Source organism: Pseudomonas sp. B16120, from assembly GCF_044218845.1.
Lineage (GTDB): Bacteria > Pseudomonadota > Gammaproteobacteria > Pseudomonadales > Pseudomonadaceae > Aquipseudomonas > Aquipseudomonas paracarnis.
Genome location: NZ_CP162588.1, coordinates 3,189,307 through 3,211,771 on the forward strand (window position 1 = coordinate 3,189,307; position 22,465 = coordinate 3,211,771).

The following is a 22,465-nucleotide window of genomic DNA, read 5'->3' on the forward strand; positions in this document are numbered from 1 at the left end:
ACGTCGAACGAGCGAGTGAATCATAAGCCAATGCCCGGCGGCTGTCCCGCCAGGCGTTTCTGAATATGACTAAGGCAACCGACTTACAGACAAGTGGCCAGTGCTGCCAGGCGACGTTTGGCTGGCATATTGTCCTGTGCGGCGTAGTAGTTAACCGTAGAACCCGCGCCGGTGCTGAGTACATCGACAAAGTAATCGCCACCGGTGGTGTACACCGTAAAACCACCCGCCTCGGTCGCTTCCTTGAAGCCGCCGGCATCGATGCCGAACACGCTTTCATCCTGCCAACCGAACTGGATGCATTGGGCAACCACCAGAGTGGCCTTGTCCGATGCCAGGGTCTTGTAGGGGCTGCCTGCGCGCGCCTCTTTCATCTTGGAACCTGCACAACCGGCCAGTGCCGCCAGTATCAATGCGCCTATTACCACTTTGTGCATGCCATTGCTTCCTTGGAAAAACCGTGACTCTACCACTGTGCGAAAGCCAACTGACGCGCCCATGAACTTTGTTTCACTGTGAAAGGCAAACACGCCGCCTATAGTGGCCAGGCTCATTTTTTGGAAGTCTCCCTTCTGCCCGCCACCCCGCGGGCTTTTTTTTGCCTGGGTATCAAAACCACCAACGGAACAGATAGAACAGCGCCATGCTCAATAGCACGGTGGTCAATACGCTGCGCGTCCAATACATCAACGCCACGGCGCAGATGCCGGCCAGCAGGTAAGGGTTGCTCGGGCTCAGGTTAAGCCGATGGTCAGCCAGAAAAATAATCGGCCCGCAGATCGCCGTGAGCATGCCCGGCACGGCGAAGCCCAAAAATTCACGCGCGCCGCGATTGAGCCGTACCGGCAAGCGTGGCTCGATAAACAGGTAACGGTTGAAGAACACCACCAGGCCCATGGCCACAATCATCAGGTAAATCATCGTTGCCCCACTCCCAGCCGTTTACAGGCATAACCCGCGCTCATACCCAACACACCCGAGACCACCACCGCCGACTCCCAGTGCAGATAACTCAACCAGACCGAGCTCAGCAGTGCCACGGCAACGCATACCACCGTGGGCACGTCGCGCACCACGGGGGTGATCAAGGCGATAAAGGTGGCGGCAATCGAAAACTCCAGCCCCAATTGATCAAGGCCGGGAATGCTCTTGCCCAGCACAATGCCGGCGAGGGTGAAGAGGTTCCAGATCAGGTAAAACGTCAGGCCGACGCCCAGGGCGTACCAGCGATTGAAGGTCTGGCGGTCATAGTGGTTGACCAGGGCAAAGAATTCATCGGTCAACAAAAACCCCAGGCTCATGCGCCAGCGGGTGTTGAGCGAAGACAGTGTGGGACGCATATGCATGCCATAGAGCAGGTGCTGGGAGGTCAGCAGCAAGGTGGTCAGCACGATGGAAATCAGGCTGGCACCGCTCTTGACCATGCCGATGGCCACCAGTTGTGCGGCACCGGCAAACACAATGGCAGACAAGCCTTGGGCTTGCAGCGGGGTAAATTGCGCGTCGATGGCCATGGAGCCGGCCAGCAACCCCCAGGGCGCACAGGCCAGGGATAAGGGAATGACGGCGATGGCGCCGCGGGTGAAGGCGTAATGAGGCAATGCAGTGGGCATGGAAAACGGCTCATCGACAGACAGTCGACAAGCATGCCAGCACGAACGAAGGCTTGTCTTGAACGATCTTGCTCAGGCGAGCTTGACTGATACCTGCTCCACCGAATCCCGGGCTTCGCGCAATTCATACGCATCCTGGTTCAGCCGGTGGATGGTATTGAGCAGGCGCTGGCGAAGCACTTCATCGCCGAGTTTTTCCACGGCGCGCATCAGGTCAAAGGCCGCGGTTTCGTTATTTTCCGCGACGGAATCCAGGGTCTTGCGCAGGTTGCGGGTGGCTCGGGTCACGCGGGGTCTTCCTTCATCAGCAATGGGCAGGCACGTTAGGACATTTGTGTTTCATTTTAATTTCAAACAGTTGTGGCGGTTTCAAAGGCCTTTGATCCATATCAATTGAAACAAGATTTGACCGGGACATAGAGAAATACGTATAGACGCACTGCGTCTGAACGCAATGGGCGACAGACCACAACGGGCCAGCAACTGCTGCTGAGTCATCGGAGCTTTTATTCATGCTTGTCGCAATTGCGATTTTTCTCGTCACCATCGTGCTGGTCATCTGGCAACCCAAGGGCCTGGGCGTCGGCTGGAGTGCCACGCTGGGCGCGATCCTGGCGCTGGCCTGTGGGGTGATCAGCCTGGCGGACATCCCAGTGGTGTGGCACATCATCTGGAACGCCACCGGTACCTTTGTCGCGCTGATCATCATCAGCCTGTTGCTGGACGAAGCCGGCTTCTTCGCCTGGACGGCCCTGCATGTGGCGCGCTGGGGCCGTGGCCGCGGCCGGCGGTTGTTTGCTTATATGGTGCTGCTGGGTGCGCTGGTATCGGCGCTGTTTGCCAACGACGGTGCGGCGTTGATCCTGACGCCTATCGTGATGTCGATGCTGTTGGCCTTGCGCTTTTCCCCGGCGGCGACCCTGGCCTTCGTCATGGGCGCCGGGTTTATCGCCGATACGGCGAGCCTGCCGTTGGTGGTGTCGAACCTGGTGAATATCGTTTCGGCGGACTATTTCAAGATCGGCTTCAACGAATATGCTGCCGTGATGGTGCCGGTGAACCTGGTCAGCGTGGCCGCGACCCTGGCAGTGCTGCTGTGGTTTTTTCGCCGGGACATTCCCCAAACCTACGACCCGGCTGACCTGGAAGACCCCAGCAGTGCCATCCATGACCCTGCGACGTTCCGCGCCGGTTGGTGGGTACTGGGTATTCTGCTCATCGGCTGTTTCGCCTTGGAGCCTCTGGGTATTCCCATCAGTGCGATTTCCGCCGTCTGCGCCGTGCTGCTGCTGGTGATTGCCGCCAAGGGCCATAAGATTTCCACGCGCAAAGTCCTCAAGGAAGCGCCTTGGCAGATCGTGATTTTTTCCCTGGGCATGTACCTGGTGGTGTATGGCCTACGTAACGCCGGCCTGACCGACTACCTGGCCACCTGGCTCGACACCTTCGCCACCTATGGTGTGTGGGGCGCGGCCATGGGCACCGGGTTGCTGACGGCGCTGCTCTCATCGGCGATGAATAACCTGCCGACGGTACTGATTGGCGCATTGTCCATCGAGTCCAGCCATGCTGTGGGCGTGGTCAAGGACGCGATGATCTACGCCAACGTGATTGGCAGCGACCTGGGCCCGAAAATCACCCCCATAGGCAGTTTGGCCACTTTGCTGTGGCTGCATATCCTGGCGCGCAAAGGCATCACTATCACCTGGGGTTACTACTTCAAGGTCGGGATCGTGCTGACCTTGCCCGTGCTGCTGATCACCCTGGCCGCCCTCGCCTTGCGCTTGAGTTTCTAAAGGAACGCGCCATGAAAGTCCTGTTCATGTGTACCGCCAACAGTTGCCGCAGCATCTTGTCCGAAGCGATGTTCAATCACTTGGCGCCAGAGGGTTTCGAGGCGGTCAGCTCGGGCAGTTTTCCCAAGGGCCAGGTGTTGCCCCGTAGCCTGAGCACGCTGCAGGCGGCGGGCATCAGCATCGAAGGTTTGTACAGCAAGGACAATGACGCCTTTCAAGGCTGCCCGCCGGATGTGGTCATCACCGTGTGCGATAAAGCAGCCGGTGAAGCGTGCCCGGTGTATTTTGGCCCGGCGGTGAAGGCCCATTGGGGCTTGGAAGACCCCTCCGAGATGCAGGGTGATGAGGCGCAAGTAGACGCTGCATTCAAGGCCACCCTCAACATCATCGCCGCACGCTGCGAAGCTTTTTTTGCGCTCCCCTTTGCGAGTTTATCGCCAGATGAATTGAAGGCTGCAGTCGACCGCATTGCCTCAACACCGCAGCCTTTTTAGGAGCGAGCTTGCTCACTCCTACAGGGTCCTGTGACAGGCGCTGACTCTGTGGGCAATGCATGACCAGTGTGGGAGCTGGCTTGCCTGCGATTGCGGTGGTTCAGTTGAAGATTGAGTGGCTGACACACCGCCTTCGCGAGCAAGCCCGCTCCCACAGGAGATCTGCGCCGGGCGTTGATTCTGTGGGCAGTACATAACCAATGTGGGAGCTGGCTTGCCTGCGAAAGCGTTGGTTCAGTAAAAGATTCAGTGGCTGACACACCGCCATCGCGGGCAAGCCCGCTCCCACAGGGGATCTGCGCCGGGCGTTGATTCTGTGGGCAGTACATAACCAATGTGGGAGCTGGCTTGCCTGCGAAAGCGTTGGTTCAGTAAAAGATTCAGTGGCTGACACACCGCCATCGCGGGCAAGCCCGCTCCCACAGGGGATCTGCGCCGGGCGCTGATTCTGTGGGCAATGCATGACCAGTGTGGGAGCTGGCTTGCCTGCGATGGCGGTGGTTCAGTTGAAGATTGAGTGGCTGACATACCGCCATCGCGAACGTTCCTACAGAGGACGTGGTATCCCTCTCTCGGACTGACGTATGCTCTGGCACTTTCTCGAAAGGAACTGAGCATGCTGTCGATCTTTGTCTATGCGCTGGTATTCGGTTTTGTATTTTGCCTTTCTCCCGGCGCCGTGCTGGCAGAGACTCTGCGCCGCGGCTTGCTCCATGGCTTCACGCCGGCGTTGCTGGTGCAGTTCGGCTCACTGGTGGGCGACGCCGTCTGGGCCGTGATTGGCCTCACCGGTATCGCACTGCTGATTCAGCATGATGCAGTGCGGGTTCCACTTACAATCGTCTGTGCGCTCTACCTGGCCTGGCTGGGCATCCGCAGCCTGATTGATGCCTGGCAGTTACCCGCAACCGACAACGCCCCTGCCAGCTCAGGCAAAAATGCGTTGGCGGTGGGCGCGGCGATTTCCTTGGCTAATCCGAAAAACATCGTCTACTGGGGCGCCTTGGGCAGCGCACTGTCGGGGATTGTCGGCACCACCCCCAGTCACGGGCAGACCCTGATGTTTTTTGCCGGCTTCATGCTGGCGTCGGTACTCTCGTGTTTTCTTACCGCCGCCTTGGTGAACCTGCTACGCAAGAACGCATCACCTAGCTGGCAACGTGTGAGTTATGCGGCGTGCGGTTTAGTATTGATTTATCTGGCGATACTCGCCGCGCACGGTATATAAAGTTATCCAGCCAATAACTTGCATGCCTCTTGTCTGAACAAACTCTGAACACGGGCTAATTTAATTAATCATGCGTTGACATTCTGTGACGCCCTGAGTAGATTGCCCGTGCCCGCAACTGGGGCCTTTTTTAAACCTCACAAAAGAAGCCAATGGACACAGTATCTAGTCGCTGTCCGAGCACCGCCTCTGCGGGCATCGGGCGCCAAACCCAGAATATGACAGGACTCGCGTTCCAGGTCCGGTAAGCTGCGCTAGAGCTTGATGCTCCATCGTAACTGCCTCACCGGTCGCCCGTCCGGTCCCGAGGTGTGTTATGACCTTCCAACTCCTTGTTTTGCCTGATACACGCACACTGGTCGCCGCCCTGCGCGCCAAGCTGTGCCGAGCGCCGGCGGGCTTTTCGCCAACACGCTCGACCTTTGTCACACCCTCCCCTCAAGTGCGCCCGGCACCGCCGCTGGCGCACTGGCGTATCTGCCCTGAAAGCGGCCACCTGGTGCAGCATTGGGATCATGCCGACCCTCAAGACCCGCAGAGACCCAAGGTTTCCCGCCTGGCGCAAGCGCGCCTGATGCTCGGTCTTTACCTGAGCACTCGCGCCGCCTGAGCTAGCTGGAAACAGCAACTTTCTTATTGATGACCCTGGAGTTCTTTATGAACAAATCCAGTAGTAGCCCGCTGCACGCTCGTTAACTAACGCGCTGTTAGCGGGCCCTTCAGAAGTTATGTGAACACCTTATTTAAACCGATCGCAAAGTTTGCGGCTCGGCATGCTTTCGCTCGCCTGTATTCAGGTAAGTACCGGGTATGTTTTGTCGAGAATTGGCGACAGGAGTACAGACAATGAGCGCCGTAAAAAACACGCCTCTGAACAAAAAAAATGGCACCGCTGCCGACACCAAGCTGTCGATGCGTGCCGCCCGTGAAGCCCAAAATGGCCTGGCGGCCACCCTCGCCAATGTACGGGCCACCCAGGACGGCCTGACCGAACTGGACGCTTCGGCGCGTCTGCAACGAGAAGGCTATAACGAAGTCGCCCACGACAAGCCGCCACACGCTATCGTCCAGTTCCTGCAGGCTCTGAACAACCCGTTCATCTACGTGCTGCTGACCCTGGGTGGCATCAGCTTTGTGACTGACTGCTGGCTGCCGATGCAGGAAGGCGAAGAAGCCGACCCGACCAAGGTCGTCATTATCATGACCATGGTGTTGCTCAGCAGCCTGCTGCGTTTCTGGCAGGAACACCGTTCGGCCAAATCCGCCGAGGCCCTCAAGGCCATGGTACGCACCACCGCCACCGTGCTGCGCCGCGAGCAGGTTGGTGCTCAGCCCACCTTGCGCGAAGTGCCGATGCGTGACCTGGTGGCCGGCGATATCGTGCAATTGTCCGCTGGCGACATGATCCCCGCCGATATCCGCCTGATCGAGTCCCGCGACCTGTTTATCAGCCAGGCCGTGCTGACCGGCGAAGCCCTGCCGGTGGAGAAGTACGACACCCTGGGCGATGTCACGCAAAAATCCGCCTCTACCCTGGCCGCCGACCAGGGCAACTTGCTGGACTTGCCGAACATCTGCTTCATGGGCACCAACGTGGTCAGCGGCCGCGCTAAAGCAGTGGTGGTGGCAACGGGGCCGCGCACCTACTTTGGCTCCCTGGCCAAGGCGATTGTCGGCTCGCGGGTGCAAACCGCCTTCGACCGGGGCGTGAACAGTGTCAGTTGGCTGCTGATCCGCTTCATGCTGGTGATGGTGCCCATCGTGTTCTTCCTCAATGGCTTCTCCAAGGGCGATTGGGGTGATGCCTTCCTGTTTGCTCTGGCGGTCGCCGTCGGCCTTACCCCGGAAATGCTGCCGATGATCGTCAGCGCCAACCTGGCCAAGGGCGCCACGGCCATGGCCAAGCGCAAAGTAGTGGTCAAGCGCCTCAATGCGATCCAGAACTTCGGTTCGATGGACGTGCTGTGCACCGACAAGACCGGCACCCTTACCCAGGACAAGATCATCCTCGAACATCACGTCAATGCCTTCGGCCAGCGCGATGACGCCGTGCTGTCCCTGGCCTGGCTCAACAGCTTTCACCAGAGCGGCATGAAAAACCTGATGGACCAGGCAGTGGTGCAGTTCTCGGAACAAAACCCCAATTTCCAGGTGCCGTTTGCCTACAGCAAGGTCGATGAATTGCCGTTCGACTTTGTCCGTCGTCGCCTGTCGATCGTGGTCAAGGATGCCGCCGGTGACCAGTTGCTGGTGTGCAAGGGCGCGGTGGAAGAGATGCTGGGCATTTCTACCCATGTCATGGAGGCCGGCGAAGCCGTGCCCCTGGATGACCGCCGTCGTGAGGCACTGCTGGCACTCGCCAATGACTACAACGAAGACGGTTTCCGCGTGCTGGTGGTAGCGACCCGCAATATCCCTAAAGCGCTGGCCCGCCAGCAGTACACCACCAGCGACGAGCGCAACCTGGTGATCCAGGGCTTCTTGACCTTCCTCGACCCACCGAAAGAAACCGCAGGCCCGGCGATTGCGGCGCTGCAACAGATTGGTGTGGCGATCAAGGTGTTGACCGGCGACAACGCCGTGGTCACCAGCAAGATCTGCCGCCAGGTTGGCCTGGAACCCGGCCAGCCGCTGCTGGGCGTGGAAATCGAAGCCATGGACGACGCCACCCTGCTGCGCCGCGTAGAAGAGCGCACGGTATTCGCCAAGCTCACGCCGCTGCAAAAATCCCGCGTGCTCAAGGCCCTGCAAGCTAACGGGCACACCGTCGGCTTCCTCGGCGACGGCATCAACGATGCACCGGCGCTGCGGGATGCCGATGTGGGTATTTCGGTGGACAGCGGCACCGACATCGCCAAGGAATCGGCCGACATCATCCTGCTGGAAAAGAGCCTGATGGTGCTGGAAGAAGGCGTGCTCAAGGGCCGCGAAACCTTCGGCAATATCATGAAGTACCTGAACATGACCGCCAGCTCCAACTTCGGCAACGTGTTCTCAGTGCTGGTGGCCAGTGCGTTCATCCCGTTCATGCCCATGCTGGCGATCCATCTGCTGCTGCAGAACCTGATGTATGACATCTCCCAACTGGCCCTGCCGTGGGACAAGATGGACAAGGAATACCTGGCCAAGCCACGCAAGTGGGATGCGAAAAACATCGGCCGCTTCATGATCTGGATTGGCCCTACCTCGTCGATCTTTGACATCACCACCTTTGCGCTGATGTGGTACGTGTTCTCGGCCAACAGTGTGGAAATGCAGACCCTGTTCCAGTCCGGCTGGTTTATCGAGGGGCTGCTTTCGCAAACCCTGGTGGTGCATATGCTGCGTACCCGCAAGATCCCGTTCTTCCAGAGCACGGCCGCCTGGCCGGTGTTGATGATGACCTGCATCGTGATCGCCCTGGGCATCTACGTACCGTTCTCGCCACTGGGCACCCTGGTGGGCCTGCAACCGCTGCCGCTGGCGTACTTCCCATGGCTGGTGGGCACCTTGCTGGCTTACTGCTGCGTCGCCCAACTGATGAAGACGATCTACATCCGCCGCTTCAAACAGTGGTACTGACCCTCCCCGCCGTTCAAACGCAGGCGGCTGCCTGGTCGCCTGCGTGCAATACAAGGATTTGCTCATGCGCGTGTTGATCTGTGCAGGTCGTCATTACGCCGACACCAAAAAGTCCCGCCATGTGCTGGACGCTTACCACCGCCTGCGCCCGGTGCAGGTACTGATTCACGGCGGCAACCAGTTCCTGGGCAGTGAGATCGAGGAATGGGCGCGGGAAATCGGTATCGACGTGGTGCGTTATCCACCCAATTGGCAGCGCCATGGCAAACAGGCGGAACGCCAGCGCAACCACTTCATGCTGGCCGACAGCCGCCCCGACCTGATCATTGCCCTGCCGGGTGGTGACGATACCTCGGAGCTGGTTTGCCAGGCCAAAGCCAGCGGCATTTCGGTGCTGACCGTAGAAAGCTGAATTCAAGCGAGGTGCATCATGCACAAAAAATACACGCCGGCACGCCGCGACGGGTTTACCAAATATCGCGCACGCCACTCTCGTCACACCCTGCTGTTACTGCCGCCAGCAAAGCGCCGTGCATTGCAGCGCAACTTGATCTTTATCGGCATGACCCTGGGCCTGGTCTTTGTCGTCGCGTTGATTTCAAAAGCCCAAGCCGCAGGCGGCGCTTATGTGGTTGATGACGGTGCGATCAACGCGCCGGGGGAATGCAACGTCGACGCCTGGTACAGCGCCCATCGGCACGCGGGCAGCACCCACAACAGCAGCTTGTCGCCCGCGTGCACGTTCAGCGCTATGCCTGCCGTGCAATGGGGCGCCGCGTTGTCACGGGCCGTGGATGCAGGCAAAGGCGAGACGCAGATCAGCCCGCAAGCCAAGGTACAGGTGCTGTCACGACAAGAGTTGGGCTTGGAACTGGCGATTGCGGTCGGGGCGCATGTCGCGCTGGATCGCCATCACGGGTTCGACGGCGCAGATCTGAACATCCCACTCACATGGCAACCCCTGGCACCCTTGCGCCTGAACCTGAACGCCGGCTGGAGCCACGCCTACAACGACGGTGATCAACAGCATCGCCTGACTTGGGGCACGGGGTTCGAATATCAGTTGGCAGAGAAGCTCACGCTGATTGGCGAGCGCTATGGCCAGGAAGGCGGCGAACAGGCCTGGCAGGCTGGGCCGCGCTTGCACATTGGCGAATTTGTCGACGTGGACCTGCTGGTCGGGCGCAGCCTGATTGGCGATCGCGCCCAGTGGCTGACCACTGGGGCGACGCTGAGGTTCTAGGCGTTGGCCTGCTGCTCCAGATGCACCTGCAATTGCGGATCGATGTGCAACTGACCAGCCAGGTCGTCAAGGTAATTGCGCTCGGCGTCCTGCTGATCATCGACCAGCATCACGCTCGCCAGGTAAATCTCCGCAGCAAGTGCCCGGTCATTGGCATACTCGGCAAAATCGGCGGCATCCAGGGGCTTGGCGACTTCGGCGTCGAGCCACTGCTGCAACTGAGGGTCGTCGGTGTGACGGCCAATCTCGGCAGAAATCATTTGCTGCTCTTGCGCATCGATTTTGCCATCGGCCTTGGCCGCCGCGATCAACGCACGCAGTACGCCGTGGCTATGGGCTTCGGCTTCAGGCCCTTCAAGCTGGTCAACGGTCTGGATAGCTTGCTGCGGGGCCGAAGCCTGTTGGCGTTGCCACGCTTGGTACGCTTGGAACGCCGCCATGCCCAGGGACGCCAGCGCCGCGTAGTTCATCCCACCGCCGCTACGCGTTTGGGTGGCCCCACCCGCCGGCGCGCCGCCCAACAAGCCACCCAGGCCACCTAATAAACCACCCAAACCGCCGCCCGCCGCAGACGCATTGCCGGTGCCGGCGCCCTTCAACAACCCTCCAAGCAACCCGCCCAGGCCGCCGCCCGCAGCTCCGCCGCCTTGCTGCCCTGCACGCAACAGTTGTTCCAGTAGATCGCTGGTATTCATGGTGTCGCCCTCCGGGGCGCAATAGTGGCGTTGATCAAACATAGTCCTCCCCTGATGGAACACCATGACCGTCGGGCGGACAAGCTTTATGATGACGCCATCACGCCGAAAAGGGAGAACAGCGGTGAATCGCATCGAGCATATTGCGTTGATGGCCACTTACAACCAATGGATGAACCGCAAGGTCTACGACACCGCCGGCACCCTCACGCACGCACAATTGACCCTGGACCGCCAGGCGTTTTTCGGCTCGATCCTCGGCACTTTGAACCACCTGATGCTGGGCGACACCGTCTGGCTCAAACGCTTTGCCGAACACCCGGCCCACTTTGCGGCCTTGGCGCCACTCAACGGCATTGCTACGCCCGGTGACCTCAAGCAATTGGCCTTCGCCAGCCTTGCTGAATTATCGGCCCATCGCGCCTGGCTGGATCAACTGATCATCGATTGGGCCAACAGCCTGCACGAGTCCCACCTTGATCAACACCTGCGCTATCACAACATGCGCGGCGTGGCCGCCGAGAAACCCTTTTTCGGCCTGCTGGTGCACTTTTTCAACCACCAGACCCACCACCGCGGCCAAGTGACGACACTGCTGAGCCAGGCGGGTGTGGATGTGGGGATTACCGACTTGCTGGCACTGATTGACTAAATACAGACACGATCAATGTGAGAGCTGGCTTGCCTGCGATGGCGGTGTAACGGGTTCAATACCTGTGACTGACACATCGCTATCGCAGGCAAGCCAGCTCCCACAGTTGCTCTATATTGCCCACAGCATCAGTGCTGTCACTTCACCTTGCTGCTCAAGTTTTCCACACTGCGCTTCACATCATCCAGGCTTCGCTTGAGGCCGTCGATTTCGCTTTTCTGCCGCTCTATCGTGCTCTTCTGCTCATCCACCGTACGCTTGAGACTCGACAGCTGGCTGTCACTGCTACTGGCACTCGAGCCGTCCTTGCGCTTGAACTCATCAAACGCCCGCTCCTGGCCCTCCACTTTGCTTTTCAAGCTTTGCAATTCGCTTTGACTCTGTTTTTGCCCAGCCTGCAGCGCCTCGACATCACCCACGGAAACACCCGAGGGCTTCAACACATAGGCGCCGCCCACATCCATCGAGCCGGCCGTCAACTTGTCTGAAGACGACGCACTGAACTCCCCCCACTGCACCGCACTCCCCGCCTGCGCCAGACTGAATACGCCAGTGCCCAACAACCCCGCGACACCTGCGGCCATGATCCAAGCCTGCTTACGGATACTGAGCATCAAACGACTCCCTGCGAAAATGCCGAAATGGCCTATCGCTATGACTGTCATTTATGGGGCTTGTTCCTGGGTGGCTTGCGTTCATCGGGACTTGACACAAAGGCCCTGTAGATCACTGATCTGCCACGCTTTTTCCTGCGCATCTTTATGCGGGAAAACCGGCTTGGAGGTTGCGCTGAAGCGGCTGGATCTATATATTCCCAACCCTGTTACACCGCGCTACCGCCCGAATGGCGAAACTGGTAGACGCATGGGACTTAAAATCCCCCGCTCGTAAGGGCGTCCCGGTTCGATTCCGGGTTCGGGCACCATAGATATCAAGGGCTTGCCAGGGAAACTTGAGCAGGCCCTTATCTTTTCCGCTCCGCAATTTTAGAAGCCGCTTCGCAATTCCCCTCCCCCGGCGTCCTGCCGAACGATCTCCCCACTCAATAACTTGCCTGCTACGCTGTTCGCTCACGGAGGAACAACGATGCCGAATTCAGACCTAATCCCTTCCCTGCTTTCCAAACTCTACGAAAACCAACTTGCCCTCGAAGCCTCCTTCCTGGAGCTGTCAAACTGGGTTGAGCAACGTGGCTCCGCCGAAGTGGCAGACAACGTACGAGGCGCCCTCTTCACAATCGGACACAACGAAGAGTTCATCAAAATGACTCTCGCCGTGCTGATGGAATCGGAATAGTCGCAAGCCCATACAGCTCGTCGGCTCAAATCGCGCCACGTCCAAACCTCGATTACTGTACGCACATACAGTATTTGAGATTCACGCTATGAACGTTGAAATGGACACCGATGATTGGCTCGGTTGCCCCACTCCACTTGAGATGTACCAGCACCAATGCTCAATTCTCGTAGATGAGCTGGTGGAGACCGAGCGCATGCTGCGTCGAGCGCGGGCGAATATCGCCGGCCTGGTGCAGATGAATGATCTGCTGATGACGGGAAAGGCCGAGACAGAAGCAAAGCTCGCTGCGGTTGAGGAAAAGATCAGCACGCTGGAACAGCAGTACTCGTTTGCCTCAGTGCAAAGCGTGAAAATCATCACCGGGCAGCGCGACCATCTTCTCAGGGAGAATCAGCGACTGCTGCTCGAGCTTAGCGTTTACAAGCAGCCATTAGCCTAGCTCGTCGGCATAGGCCGTAACTGCTTCCTCAGTCAGCTCCCGCCACTCACCTTTCTTGATCAGCCCCTGTTCTTTGAGGTCGTCAGCCAGGGCCAGTCGCGTTTCGTAACGCTCTTCCGGTGTGGCCGATATGAATGCAGGGTCGTTACGCAGCGCAAACCACGCCTCCATTGCGTTGACCTGATCAATGTTGATCGCCATGACGAATACCTCGAGCCAGTGTCTACAGTGTAGAGATTGGCCGGGGAACGGCTGTTCATCGGCGCCGACGAGCGGAGACGCTTATGTGCGGGAGACTTTCGCAGTACCGGGGAATCCACGACTTCGTTGCGGCGCTGAGCATGCACAATGCTCTGGTGAACTCAGTTGGCGATCAGCCGATTGAGCGGTACAACGTGGCGCCATCAACTGCGGTTGCGCTGTTGCACCTGCAGGGCGATCTGTTACACGCCGACCCGGTACGCTGGGGATGGCGGCCGCACTGGGCGAAAGACCGAGCAGCACCTATCAACGCACGCGTGGAAAAAGTGGCGCATGGCCCGTTCTTCCGGGCGATCTGGCCGCACCGGGCGATCACGCCTATCGACAACTGGTTTGAATGGGTGGATGAAGGCGGCCCAAAAAAGCAGCCCTACCTCATCCGTCGGAGGGATGGGGCACCAATACTCTGCGCTGCCATTGGCCAGCTACCGGACGCTGATGAAGGCCCGGGCGAGCATGACGGTTTCGTGATCATCACCGCCGACAGTGCCGGGGGCATGGTGGACATTCACGACCGGCGCCCCGTGGTGCTGACGCCGGACCTGGCCCGGGAATGGTTGGATCCAGCCACACCCAAGGAGCGCACCGAGCAGATGGTGCTGCACCAGGGCGAACCGTCCGAGGCTTTCGAATGGTTCAAGGTCGGTATGGCCGTGGGTAACGTTAGGAGCAAGGGGCCGGAGCTAATCCAACCAACCAACGTATAGTATGGAATATGTCGCAGCCAATTGGTTGGCAGATCGATCAAAACGCCATGAAGCTAGGTAGACCCTGAATTCACCATAACGGGAATGTCTTCATGCAATTCAGGTAACGGGATTAGGTTCGATCAGGCAACATCACCTTTCATGATATCTTCCCGCCACACCCGATTTTATTGAACAATGAGGTGGGAATAGAAACCCCGAAGGTCAGGCGAGTACGGGTTTTCGACTGCTTATGGCGATAATGTGCAAATGATTAGGGCAGCGGCCCTCACCCCAAAAAAACATTCCTACCGCGATGAAAGTGGAGAATTGATAATGCGTAACTCATATCGTAGCATGCCAATCATTAAAACAACTTCAAAGCCAAAAAAATATTTATCAGGCCTTTCACTCTTACTTATAAGCGGCTTTGTTTTTGCGAACTCCAGCACATCTTTTGCTGATGAAAATCTCGACATGTATGACGCAAAAAACCTAATAGAGCAGGGAAAGTATAAAGAGGCAGAGATCATACTACTAAGAGAAGAAAAAACCATTACCGATATTGGAAAACTATGCTCCATATACAGCTCAATGCTTGGCATAGCATCAATAAGCGACAACAAAGAAGAAGGAGCAAAGTATGCCAAATTATTTCAAAAATGCTATAAAGAAAACAGTACACCCTATATTTTTCTTGGGGCCATGGCCATCTATTACAAAGGAGAGCACGGAAGAGCATTACGCATCATGGACGAACTCTTAGACAACATAAACAATGAGTTCACCGAGAAAAAAATATCAGACTTCCAAGTTTTTGCGAACAAGAATATAACATCTGCCATCTATAGACTTAAAGCCTCTGACCTCCTGGTCAGCCAAGATCCACAAAAAGTGAAAGCCGCTGTTATTTCGTTTGCAGAAAAATCTTATGAAGCAACACCATTTGGTGACGCTGAAGTCTTCTTAGCTGCTATTTACAAGCTTTATGGCGATACTGAGCGCTCGAAATCAATTATAGAAAAAAGTGATGGAAGAACTACAGAGGCACACACCGTTGACGTAATTTTAAAATCGATCAAGCAGAAAGTAGATAATGCTTCAGTCTCACCTTAAGGACGTTGACTTGGAAAAATATGGCAACTTTCAAAAACAACTTAACTTACCGAGACACCTCCCTGACATATGCTTGGCACGCCCGTAGCGCGATCAATCCGTGGTCGCCGGCATCGGTGATGGCGATAATTCGTTGAGCATGCGCTGGGTCAAGTTGGGCTCGACGGGCTGCATGAACCACGCCGACGGCGCCGGGGGCGGTAGGCACGTTGCAGCTACTAGCTGAATCCTCGGCAATGAGGACTGACAGCCGGACATCAGCAGTAGCAAGCTGGTCACGCAGGCGAGCCTGGTTGCGCTGGGCATCGGATAACTCCTCGGTGTGGTGTTGGTCCTGGATCGCGAGCTGTTGCTCGGTGGCCAGGCGCTTATCCAGCTCGGCCGACTGCTGAAGCCAGGCCTCGCCAGTGATTGCATCCAGTTCCTTCTGGTGGCGGGCGCCCTGCTCCGCGATACGCTCAGCCATCTTCTTGCCTAGGCGCCAGTCCTGAACCAGCCACGCCCCGCCAACGCCGATGGACAGCGCCAGCAGGATTGCCAGCACCAGGCCGATCAGCTTCTGTACCGGCGTCATCACGGCACATCCTTGAAGAAGACATGGTGACCAAGGCGCAACGTCTGCTTGGCCTTCGCCGCCCAGGCCGGAGCCTTCGGCATTGTCGTTGCGTAGTAGTGCGTGGCGCCGCCAGTTGGATCTGGTACCGCGCCCGACATCACTTGGTCAGCCGCACGCTCGGCCTGGGCGAACTGCGCGGCCGGAATCTGCTTGGCATCGCTCAGGTATGCGTAGTTCGGGTCGTTCTGGTTCCAGCAGCTGAACTGCCAGGGTTTCAGGCAAACGCCGGCGTAACCCTCGCCCCACCAGGATGCGGCCTTGCCGTCGAACACACGGTTGCGGATGGTCCAGGCCACGGCAACCTGGCCGTCCAGTCCCTCACCACGGGCTTCGCCCCACAGCGTGCGCGCCAGGATATCCAGGTCTTTCTCGGCTTCGTTCATGTTTTCTCCAGGCGAAAAAAAACCGCACAAGGCGGTCATGGTGTTCAGTGCAGATCAGGCTTCAGGGGGCGCACTCTCCGGTGCAGTCGGCGCTTCCGCCGGCATCTCCACCGCCGGCGCATCCGGCACTAGAATATGCAAGGTGATCATGTGCTTCAGGTCATACGGCTTACCGTTCTTGGTAACCGTCACCGTCAGCACTCCATCAGCGAAGTCCGTCTCCACGTCAGCACGACTGTCTACCTGGTTCACCGTGTAACCCCAGCCCTCATCTACTGGAGGGAAAGGAACCATGCCCAGGCACCCTGTAATGCGGTACACACCAACAGACTCGCGTGACGATGAAACAACGCCCGCCCCATTGGTTACGAAGTCGTGAGTTGCGCCTGTAGCACCCAATACGTTAATTGCTGCTCTTGCCATGGTCAGATCGCCTTCAAGGTGCCGTCAGCAGCACGGGTGGTATTGCCAGTGTGGTAGATCTCACGCATCGGAGTCGCCCGGCCATCATAAATTGATTGAAAAAGGATGGTTCCGGAGTCCTGCCCGCTACCATATGGCCAGGCAATAACCGTACGGTTACCGTTGGAGCCATACGTCATGGTCTGCTTATAAAAATAACCATACCCGATAGGACCGGGAGAGTTGGGTGGAAAGAGATTCGACGAAAAACCCGGGCCTTCGTTGGTATACCAGTCTTTTGCTTCAACAGTAGTAGCCACGCCAAGCCGCTGTGCATCCGGCACCGTGCCCACCAAATTTCCTATGTTTGCAGTAGCAGCCGTCCCTAGCCCTAAATTCACTCGGGCCTGCGTGGCTGTGGATGCCCCCGTGCCACCATTTGCCACCTGGGCGATGTTAGCGCTGGCCAGCGGACCCAATCCGGCGAGAGTCACTCCCCATTGCTGAACCATCAAGTTCACTGCATCCGCCAGAGCTTTTGGATAGCCGTTAACAGGGACGATGCCGTAGGACTTGCCAGCCGCTGTTGCACCACGGTAAGCCGGGGAAATCGAGATCGCTGTATCGCTCGACGGGTTGATCACCTGATAGATGCCGTTATCCGGCCCAACAAACATGTCGCCGGATCGGCAGTTAGAAAACTTCGTACCTACACCAGTTACAACAGCGCTGCCGTTAGTAACGGTCACGGTCCCTTCTGAAAACCAAGAAGCCATAGTTACTCTCCAAATCAGTAAAGGCAGGGCATCTACTGAGTTCAGTTAAAAGGAAAAGGTAGCCCCGCAGTTTTAATAACCAGGGCAGATGGGAACCTACTTGTTGGCAGGTTCATGTACGAATAGGATCCGGCGGTATTTGATGTCGGCCAATAATCCTCAGTAGTCCTGCCTGGTGGGGCAAAGAAGAAACTGATCCCACCGATTCTCCCGAAAGCACCTTCAGTCATTCCGTATACGGTCGGGGCGCCTCCATCCGGAAAAGGGTCACCGTCAATAACCCCGCAAGACCTATTCCAAGGTAGAAAGGCGGCATATTCCGTACCCGCATCTAAATTGATGTCAACCAAACTGTGGGCAATTGCAGAACTTGCTTGAGATTGGAATGCAATTCTTTCGTTTCGCCCTCCTGTGTATGTGGATGCCGGCCTTCCAAATCTATCCAGTGGACCTGGATCTGGTGCGCGTATTGACGCAACAACGTTCATTGGATTTTGATTTGAATTGAACGTAATTTGGCTTGACTCTCGTGATCTGGTTTTTAGCCAAGGGCTGGGTAAGCCGTCGTTACGCATCAGATCAAAGCAATAATACTTCGTAGCTGTGCTGGCTCCGGCATACAGATAGGTCTTTGTGCTCCCCGAAACGGTTACTCCTGTAGCTGTACCTCTGCCTACAAGAAAAACAATGGGAGACTGGGGGTTGTCAATTGTAAATCCGAACTGGTTATCTCCTGGCACCCCGGACTCAACCCAGCTACTCGCTAAATTAGGATCTACGTTAATAGCTCTGAGGCGCCATCTCCTCCAATTTGAGTTGAACGTTAGGTAACCGCTCTTCACCAACCCATAACTGATATTTTCAGTATCATAGAGCAGCGAACCATCAGGCTTCTTTACGACAAGCTTGGCATTAGACATCAGTAATACCCATAGTAGATTCGACAATTTGCAGAGAAGAAGCCCCAACCAGCCGTGTTGTATGAATAGACCCAAGATAGAGTTGTGCCACTCAAAACAACACCGGGCCGCTTCCCTTTATCCATTTGCAAATCCACAAGCGGCGACACTGTAAAGAACAATGTCCGACCCGCTGGCGGTGCTGGAATTTGGATCTGACCGTCCTGCCCGTTAGTCTCTACGGAGCCTGTCGTCTGGCTTATGAAAGTTGTCATGTTAATTCTGACAGCGCCGGTGCTTTTGTCCCTAATTACAAGTCCGACCATATCAAAGACTCAAGTCGATGCCGTCGACGCCATTGGCATAAGTGAATTTTATACCGCTGCTATTAAGCACCGATGTATTGCCATCCTTCGCTCCGCGCAAAGCGAACGAGCCTGTTGCCATATTCAGCTCAATCAGCGGATTGCCATAAGCGTCTACAGCAGCTGAGCGCAGACTCATTCCGAGAATTATCTGCTCAATAAATGCCTTGCTGATAATCGCCGTATTAAATATGGCTTGGCCGTTTTCTATGACAAACATCGGATCAACCTTGCCGCTGACCTCGTTCACGATGGCGAAGCGCTGGGCCATAACGAGGAACTCTGACTGCTCGCCATTGGAACCGAACGCAAGACCCGTGGTGACCTTTCGACCATCTACGATCGTCTGGGCCTTTAAGGTGACTTGTGCGGACACCTTGCCGTCGAGGTTAACCACTGTTTCGCTCACCTGCTGAACCGAAGCATTGGTTTTGCCCAGGTTGGCCTGGACCGTATCAGTCCGTTTGGCCTGAACGTCTATCGCGGTCGCTCTTACTTGTTCTTCCTGCTGGATAAGCCCCTTCGCACTATCAATACCGGCCTGCAACGTTGTCAGGCGTTGCGCAGTCGCCAGTTCGCGGGAAGCCTCGATGCGCACTTGTTGCGCAAAGCTTGCAGTGGACTCCCATGCCTTGATTGCTCCAGCCAGGTCGCCCGCACCACCATCACCACGCACCGAGGCCCGGAGAGCTTCGGTGCTCGACGCCAGAGAGGTGATATCCCCATCCAGATTGGCGACCTTTGTATCCAGGCCGGTGATCGCCAGGGCGTTGCCGGTCGCCTTCTGGTCAACCGCTCCCAGTTCACTTTTGAGTTGCGTGAGCTGTGTTGCAGCGGTCTCCCTGTTGGTGGCCACCACCTGCTCCAGGATCTCCAGTTGGGATTGAGCGCTACCTACCTGAGCACCAAAGGTCGTGATCCGCTGTGAAAGCGCCTCTTCTGCACTGGCTCGCGTGCGCTTCTCAACTGCAAAGTCTGCGGTCGATTGCCAGCCCTTCAACGCATCGGCCAGGTCACCGCTGCCGTCGTCACCACGAGCAGCAGAACGCAGCGCCTCAACCGATGTAGCGGTGGCCACGATCCTCCCGTCGATCTCTTCGATCTTGGTATTGACCAGGGCAATCTGTTGCGAGAGCGCGTTGGCGGTCTCAAGGATCGTCCCAACATCCTTCCAGTACGTGGCATTTGGTGGTGTTACACCCGCCGGCACCGCCTGGGTGGCTTGATAAATGTGGCCGTCCTGCTGAACGAACGAGCCGGCCGGGTAAGGCTTGGCCGGATCGAATGGCGCGGCACCGGTAATCTGTCCGAGCAGCCCTTCCAGCTCTGCCTTGGCCTCTTTCAGGCGCGCATTCACCGACTCAGGGCCGTCGCCCGAAATCAGCTCGATCTCTTCGCGCAGACTCTGGTACAGGGCACCCTTACCGATCTTCTCGGCGTAGTACTCCTCATAATCGCTCTGCTTCGAACTGGCCTGGCCATTGACAGCACCAGGTACCGGGAAGAACGGGCCAACGTTGCCAGTCCGGTCAACCAGGCGCGCCCAGAAGAACAGGCTCGCCCCCGCCAACAGGCTGTGCATTTCGTGCGAGGCCTGCGGATAGCTGAAGTCGCTCAGCTTGACCACCGTCGTCAAGTCGGGCGACTCGCTGTACCAGAGTTCCGTCCGTTGGGTGTCCTCGGCACCTGCTGGGAATCCCCATTGAATGCCTATGCCGTATACAAGGCTTTTGGTGGTAAGGAACGACACCGCCGGCGGCAGGCTGGTCTTGCCTTCCAGGTTGGTCAGGCTGGAGCTTTTCCAGATCGACGAGATTTCGAAAGCGCTTACGGAGCGCACGCGGGCGATGTACGCGCCCGAGTAGATGCCAGTGACGTCCACGCTGGTAGATCCCGTGCGCTGCACCCTGATCCAGTTGCCGCTGTCCTTGCGCCACTCAACGTCATACGCGACGGCGCCGGCAACGGCCGGCCACGAGATGTTCATGGTGCTGATGGCAATGCCCTGATTCACCGCGTAGCTCGACGTCAGTGTGACGCTGGCCGGCGGCGGTACCACGGTGATCGGGATAACACTGATCGGCCGCTCTTCCAGGCGTGCACCAGTATCTATGTGCGCAAACTTGCTCGGGTCGTACTGAACGGCTGAGATTTCGAACACGCCAGGCTCTGGCCTGGCCACGCTGACCACCCGGTAAAGCGGGACTGCCAAGTCGTCAGCATCGAGCGCCCACACCAGTTCCGGCTCAGGTGTCACGGAGTAAGCCACGGTGACCGTAACCTGCCGCCCGCTGACCAACTGCACGGTGCGCCCCTCGCACTTGCCGTCGGGCAGGTTGAGAATCAGACGGTCGCCCGGCTTGGCCTGGGTGTCGCGATCCAGTTTGATGACCTTGCCGTTCACAGCCGAGATGCGCCCGCCAATGGCGCGGCCAGCCAACAGCTCGTCAGCAATCGGGATCACGTAGCCAGGCAGCGGAATACGGCCATCCAAGCCAACCTTGAACGTTACGGCCCGATCCTTGGAGTTGGTCAGCAGCGCCCACTTGCCGCGGCGCTGGGCCTCCGACTCGCGGGTGCAGCCGATAGCGCTGATCTCCAGCGGGTTATCGCCGTAGCGCCGCTGCAGCTTCTGGTCAGTCACTGCGGTGACGTCGGTGTCGTAGTTGTTCAGCGGATCGTCGTAGCTGACCAGCGCACGGGTGTAGCGGGTCCGCTCCGATGCGCTGGAATAGGTGAACTTGCCGTCGATGACGTTTGCCCGGGTGTAGGCAAAGTCGAAGTCCGTTGCCCGCGGCATATCCGAAAGAGTGAACACCTGGCCCTGGGCCCAGTAGGTCATGCCTCGGTAGATCGCCGAGATGTCACGCAGCAGCGACCAAGCGTCAGCCTTGCTCTGCAGGTTCAAGTTGCAGATGAAGCGCGGCTCCTGGCCACCCTTCCCGTCCGGCACCAGTTGGTCGCAGTATTGAGAGATTCGGTACAGCTCCCACTTATCCACCATCCACGGCTTGATGCGACGGCCCAGGCCAAAGCGGTCAGCGGTGGTGATGTCATAGGTCATCCAGACAGGGTTGTCGGTCCAGGCCTGCTTGAAAGTGCCGTCCCAAACACCGGAGTAAGTGCGTGACACAGGGTCGTAGTTGCTCGGCACCTGCATCTTCTTTAGCTTGGTCTCTACCGTTACGGCCGGAATGCTGCGGAACTGCTCGGCAGAAAACTCGATGTAGAGCAGCGCCGTGTTCGGGTAGCGGATCTTCGCGTCGATCACCTCGGTAAACCCGGCAATCTGCATGGTGTCCGAGATTTTGTTGTTGTTCTGGTTTGGTGTGATGCGGGTGATGCGAATCAGCCAGCCGGTCGTAGCTTTGGGTAAATCGATACGGCGGGTACGCTCGTAAACGCTGGTGGTCTTGCCATCGACAGCCTCGCTGAGCACCGGCTGATAGGCACCCCCATCAGTGGCCAGCTCAACCTTGTATTCAATCCGGTACCCGTTGATGTTGCCCCCGGCGTCCACGGACTGAAGCGCCGGCCAGGCAAACCGCACGCGCACAGCGGAAAGCTGGGTGTTGTTGATCGCCCTAACCCATGGGGTGCCGCTGCGTAACTCAGTGCTGATGGTGGTCTCGTTCTCGACCGATGGGATCCCCTGGATGTAGGCCTGGTCCACGGCCCCGGTGCGCCACTCCCACTTCACGTTCGGGAAATTCATGTTCCCCTGGGGGTCTTGCAGCGGAGTGTTATCGAGGTAGATATCCCTGGCCGTTGGCGTCCCTTCGAATTCACCCTCGCCCACGGCGATCAGCATTTTGGCGACAGCAACCGAGCGCAGACTGTCTGGGGCTTCTGTCGGCGTTTTTGGCTTCTCTTCGCCGCCCTTGGCGCCGTGGATGTCGATCTTGTGTGCTGCGCCCATGCTTTCCTCCAGGCAATAAAAA

The 22,465-nt window shown here is 57.6% G+C and carries 24 protein-coding genes and 1 tRNA gene; 13 read left to right on the plus strand and 12 right to left on the minus strand.

Annotated features, from left to right (window positions below; translation table 11 throughout):
• Nucleotides 1-83 precede the first annotated feature (83 nt).
• The 4 genes from AB4P90_RS14790 to AB4P90_RS14805 form a co-directional block, all read right to left on the minus strand.
• Nucleotides 84-437 (minus strand): hypothetical protein, encoded by a 354-nt coding sequence (locus AB4P90_RS14790; RefSeq protein WP_014718526.1) that lies wholly within the window; start codon nucleotides 435-437, stop codon nucleotides 84-86.
• A gap of 172 nt (nucleotides 438-609) precedes the next feature.
• Nucleotides 610-921: an AzlD domain-containing protein gene (locus AB4P90_RS14795; RefSeq protein ID WP_014718527.1), complete on the minus strand. Its 312-nt coding sequence runs from the start codon at nucleotides 919-921 to the stop codon at nucleotides 610-612.
• A complete protein-coding gene (locus AB4P90_RS14800) occupies nucleotides 918-1,613 on the minus strand; it encodes an AzlC family ABC transporter permease (protein ID WP_038450212.1) in 696 nt (231 codons plus the stop codon). The genes AB4P90_RS14795 and AB4P90_RS14800 overlap by 4 nt, the downstream gene beginning before the upstream one ends.
• Nucleotides 1,614-1,685: 72 nt before the next feature.
• On the minus strand, nucleotides 1,686-1,901 hold the full coding sequence (locus AB4P90_RS14805; protein ID WP_003191339.1) for a hypothetical protein: 216 nt from the start codon (nucleotides 1,899-1,901) through the stop codon (nucleotides 1,686-1,688).
• 224 nt (nucleotides 1,902-2,125) lie between these two features.
• Here AB4P90_RS14805 and AB4P90_RS14810 point away from each other — a divergent pair, with 224 nt between their 5' ends.
• The 7 genes from AB4P90_RS14810 to AB4P90_RS14840 all read left to right on the plus strand — a co-directional run bounded on the left by AB4P90_RS14810 (nucleotide 2,126) and on the right by AB4P90_RS14840 (nucleotide 9,935).
• Nucleotides 2,126-3,409: an arsenic transporter gene (locus AB4P90_RS14810; RefSeq protein ID WP_014718530.1), complete on the plus strand. Its 1,284-nt coding sequence runs from the start codon at nucleotides 2,126-2,128 to the stop codon at nucleotides 3,407-3,409.
• Between the two features lie 11 nt (nucleotides 3,410-3,420).
• Nucleotides 3,421-3,903, plus strand: a complete 483-nt coding sequence (locus AB4P90_RS14815; RefSeq protein WP_395605076.1) for an arsenate reductase ArsC — start codon at nucleotides 3,421-3,423, stop codon at nucleotides 3,901-3,903.
• 616 nt (nucleotides 3,904-4,519) lie between these two features.
• Entirely contained in the window at nucleotides 4,520-5,131 is a 612-nt protein-coding gene (locus AB4P90_RS14820; protein ID WP_014718532.1) for a LysE family transporter, read from the plus strand.
• A 316-nt stretch (nucleotides 5,132-5,447) separates the two neighbouring features.
• A complete protein-coding gene (locus AB4P90_RS14825) occupies nucleotides 5,448-5,741 on the plus strand; it encodes a hypothetical protein (protein ID WP_014718533.1) in 294 nt (97 codons plus the stop codon).
• 236 nt (nucleotides 5,742-5,977) lie between these two features.
• Nucleotides 5,978-8,692: a magnesium-translocating P-type ATPase gene (gene mgtA, locus AB4P90_RS14830; RefSeq protein ID WP_395605077.1), complete on the plus strand. Its 2,715-nt coding sequence runs from the start codon at nucleotides 5,978-5,980 to the stop codon at nucleotides 8,690-8,692.
• Nucleotides 8,693-8,756: 64 nt separating this feature from the next.
• On the plus strand, nucleotides 8,757-9,104 hold the full coding sequence (locus AB4P90_RS14835; RefSeq protein ID WP_003191350.1) for a DUF2493 domain-containing protein: 348 nt from the start codon (nucleotides 8,757-8,759) through the stop codon (nucleotides 9,102-9,104).
• Between the two features lie 18 nt (nucleotides 9,105-9,122).
• Nucleotides 9,123-9,935 (plus strand): hypothetical protein, encoded by an 813-nt coding sequence (locus AB4P90_RS14840; protein WP_197865048.1) that lies wholly within the window; start codon nucleotides 9,123-9,125, stop codon nucleotides 9,933-9,935.
• Here AB4P90_RS14840 and AB4P90_RS14845 read toward each other — a convergent pair.
• A complete protein-coding gene (locus AB4P90_RS14845) occupies nucleotides 9,932-10,630 on the minus strand; it encodes a tellurite resistance TerB family protein (protein ID WP_032903063.1) in 699 nt (232 codons plus the stop codon). The two genes, AB4P90_RS14840 and AB4P90_RS14845, sit on opposite strands and share 4 nt — an antisense overlap.
• A gap of 124 nt (nucleotides 10,631-10,754) precedes the next feature.
• Between AB4P90_RS14845 and AB4P90_RS14850 the strand changes: the two genes are divergently transcribed.
• Nucleotides 10,755-11,282, plus strand: a complete 528-nt coding sequence (locus tag AB4P90_RS14850) for a DinB family protein (RefSeq protein WP_014718538.1) — start codon at nucleotides 10,755-10,757, stop codon at nucleotides 11,280-11,282.
• Nucleotides 11,283-11,419: 137 nt separating this feature from the next.
• Here AB4P90_RS14850 and AB4P90_RS14855 read toward each other — a convergent pair whose 3' ends face one another.
• On the minus strand, nucleotides 11,420-11,896 hold the full coding sequence (locus AB4P90_RS14855; RefSeq protein WP_019817088.1) for a hypothetical protein: 477 nt from the start codon (nucleotides 11,894-11,896) through the stop codon (nucleotides 11,420-11,422).
• A 224-nt stretch (nucleotides 11,897-12,120) separates the two neighbouring features.
• Here AB4P90_RS14855 and AB4P90_RS14860 point away from each other — a divergent pair.
• The 3 genes from AB4P90_RS14860 (at nucleotide 12,121) to AB4P90_RS14870 (ending at nucleotide 13,020) form a co-directional block, all read left to right on the plus strand.
• Nucleotides 12,121-12,207: transfer RNA gene (locus tag AB4P90_RS14860), tRNA-Leu, on the plus strand.
• Nucleotides 12,208-12,368: 161 nt separating this feature from the next.
• Nucleotides 12,369-12,578 carry a hypothetical protein gene (locus AB4P90_RS14865; RefSeq protein WP_201915013.1) on the plus strand — a complete coding sequence of 70 codons (210 nt, stop codon included), beginning with the start codon at nucleotides 12,369-12,371 and terminating at the stop codon, nucleotides 12,576-12,578.
• A gap of 88 nt (nucleotides 12,579-12,666) precedes the next feature.
• On the plus strand, nucleotides 12,667-13,020 hold the full coding sequence (locus AB4P90_RS14870; RefSeq protein ID WP_201915011.1) for a hypothetical protein: 354 nt from the start codon (nucleotides 12,667-12,669) through the stop codon (nucleotides 13,018-13,020).
• Here the strand turns inward: AB4P90_RS14870 and AB4P90_RS14875 are convergent.
• Nucleotides 13,012-13,221 (minus strand): hypothetical protein, encoded by a 210-nt coding sequence (locus AB4P90_RS14875; RefSeq protein ID WP_201915009.1) that lies wholly within the window; start codon nucleotides 13,219-13,221, stop codon nucleotides 13,012-13,014. The two genes, AB4P90_RS14870 and AB4P90_RS14875, sit on opposite strands and share 9 nt — an antisense overlap.
• Before the next feature lie 83 nt (nucleotides 13,222-13,304).
• On the opposite strand from AB4P90_RS14875, the gene AB4P90_RS14880 reads away from it, so the two are divergent.
• Together AB4P90_RS14880 and AB4P90_RS14885 are read left to right on the plus strand one after the other, a co-directional pair.
• Complete coding sequence (locus AB4P90_RS14880) at nucleotides 13,305-13,988, plus strand: SOS response-associated peptidase family protein (RefSeq protein WP_201915007.1); 684 nt, start codon at nucleotides 13,305-13,307, stop codon at nucleotides 13,986-13,988.
• 315 nt (nucleotides 13,989-14,303) lie between these two features.
• Nucleotides 14,304-15,083, plus strand: a complete 780-nt coding sequence (locus tag AB4P90_RS14885) for a hypothetical protein (protein WP_201915005.1) — start codon at nucleotides 14,304-14,306, stop codon at nucleotides 15,081-15,083.
• A 46-nt stretch (nucleotides 15,084-15,129) separates the two neighbouring features.
• Here AB4P90_RS14885 and AB4P90_RS14890 read toward each other — a convergent pair whose 3' ends face one another.
• The 5 genes from AB4P90_RS14890 to AB4P90_RS14910 form a co-directional block, all read right to left on the minus strand.
• Nucleotides 15,130-15,657: a lysis system i-spanin subunit Rz gene (locus tag AB4P90_RS14890; RefSeq protein ID WP_201915004.1), complete on the minus strand. Its 528-nt coding sequence runs from the start codon at nucleotides 15,655-15,657 to the stop codon at nucleotides 15,130-15,132.
• Nucleotides 15,657-16,082, minus strand: coding sequence for a cell wall hydrolase (locus AB4P90_RS14895; RefSeq protein ID WP_201915003.1), 426 nt, complete (start codon nucleotides 16,080-16,082; stop codon nucleotides 15,657-15,659). The genes AB4P90_RS14890 and AB4P90_RS14895 overlap by 1 nt, the downstream gene beginning before the upstream one ends.
• Nucleotides 16,083-16,136: 54 nt before the next feature.
• The gene (locus AB4P90_RS14900) at nucleotides 16,137-16,376 is read right to left on the minus strand and encodes a hypothetical protein (protein ID WP_201915002.1); all 240 of its coding nucleotides are present in this window, start codon (nucleotides 16,374-16,376) and stop codon (nucleotides 16,137-16,139) included.
• A 131-nt stretch (nucleotides 16,377-16,507) separates the two neighbouring features.
• Nucleotides 16,508-17,260: a hypothetical protein gene (locus AB4P90_RS14905; RefSeq protein ID WP_395605078.1), complete on the minus strand. Its 753-nt coding sequence runs from the start codon at nucleotides 17,258-17,260 to the stop codon at nucleotides 16,508-16,510.
• A 1,226-nt stretch (nucleotides 17,261-18,486) separates the two neighbouring features.
• Nucleotides 18,487-22,443 (minus strand): phage tail protein, encoded by a 3,957-nt coding sequence (locus AB4P90_RS14910; protein ID WP_201915000.1) that lies wholly within the window; start codon nucleotides 22,441-22,443, stop codon nucleotides 18,487-18,489.
• Between the last annotated feature and the right edge of the window lie 22 nt (nucleotides 22,444-22,465).

Bases quoted from the DNA above. Each gene is read 5' to 3' on its own strand.
- AB4P90_RS14845 (WP_032903063.1), bottom strand. From the start codon at position 10,630: ATGAATACCAGCGATCTACTGGAACAACTGTTGCGTGCAGGGCAGCAA.
- AB4P90_RS14885 (WP_201915005.1), top strand. From the start codon at position 14,304: ATGCGTAACTCATATCGTAGCATGCCAATCATTAAAACAACTTCAAAG.
- AB4P90_RS14855 (WP_019817088.1), bottom strand. From the start codon at position 11,896: ATGCTCAGTATCCGTAAGCAGGCTTGGATCATGGCCGCAGGTGTCGCG.
- AB4P90_RS14840 (WP_197865048.1), top strand. From the start codon at position 9,123: ATGCACAAAAAATACACGCCGGCACGCCGCGACGGGTTTACCAAATAT.
- AB4P90_RS14865 (WP_201915013.1), top strand. From the start codon at position 12,369: ATGCCGAATTCAGACCTAATCCCTTCCCTGCTTTCCAAACTCTACGAA.
- AB4P90_RS14810 (WP_014718530.1), top strand. From the start codon at position 2,126: ATGCTTGTCGCAATTGCGATTTTTCTCGTCACCATCGTGCTGGTCATC.
- AB4P90_RS14825 (WP_014718533.1), top strand. From the start codon at position 5,448: ATGACCTTCCAACTCCTTGTTTTGCCTGATACACGCACACTGGTCGCC.
- AB4P90_RS14900 (WP_201915002.1), bottom strand. From the start codon at position 16,376: ATGGTTCCTTTCCCTCCAGTAGATGAGGGCTGGGGTTACACGGTGAAC.
- AB4P90_RS14795 (WP_014718527.1), bottom strand. From the start codon at position 921: ATGATTTACCTGATGATTGTGGCCATGGGCCTGGTGGTGTTCTTCAAC.
- AB4P90_RS14800 (WP_038450212.1), bottom strand. From the start codon at position 1,613: ATGCCCACTGCATTGCCTCATTACGCCTTCACCCGCGGCGCCATCGCC.
- AB4P90_RS14815 (WP_395605076.1), top strand. From the start codon at position 3,421: ATGAAAGTCCTGTTCATGTGTACCGCCAACAGTTGCCGCAGCATCTTG.
- mgtA (WP_395605077.1), top strand. From the start codon at position 5,978: ATGAGCGCCGTAAAAAACACGCCTCTGAACAAAAAAAATGGCACCGCT.
- AB4P90_RS14790 (WP_014718526.1), bottom strand. From the start codon at position 437: ATGCACAAAGTGGTAATAGGCGCATTGATACTGGCGGCACTGGCCGGT.
- AB4P90_RS14905 (WP_395605078.1), bottom strand. From the start codon at position 17,260: ATGGCTTCTTGGTTTTCAGAAGGGACCGTGACCGTTACTAACGGCAGC.
- AB4P90_RS14875 (WP_201915009.1), bottom strand. From the start codon at position 13,221: ATGGCGATCAACATTGATCAGGTCAACGCAATGGAGGCGTGGTTTGCG.
- AB4P90_RS14820 (WP_014718532.1), top strand. From the start codon at position 4,520: ATGCTGTCGATCTTTGTCTATGCGCTGGTATTCGGTTTTGTATTTTGC.
- AB4P90_RS14910 (WP_201915000.1), bottom strand. From the start codon at position 22,443: ATGGGCGCAGCACACAAGATCGACATCCACGGCGCCAAGGGCGGCGAA.
- AB4P90_RS14835 (WP_003191350.1), top strand. From the start codon at position 8,757: ATGCGCGTGTTGATCTGTGCAGGTCGTCATTACGCCGACACCAAAAAG.
- AB4P90_RS14890 (WP_201915004.1), bottom strand. From the start codon at position 15,657: ATGACGCCGGTACAGAAGCTGATCGGCCTGGTGCTGGCAATCCTGCTG.
- AB4P90_RS14870 (WP_201915011.1), top strand. From the start codon at position 12,667: ATGAACGTTGAAATGGACACCGATGATTGGCTCGGTTGCCCCACTCCA.
- AB4P90_RS14880 (WP_201915007.1), top strand. From the start codon at position 13,305: ATGTGCGGGAGACTTTCGCAGTACCGGGGAATCCACGACTTCGTTGCG.
- AB4P90_RS14895 (WP_201915003.1), bottom strand. From the start codon at position 16,082: ATGAACGAAGCCGAGAAAGACCTGGATATCCTGGCGCGCACGCTGTGG.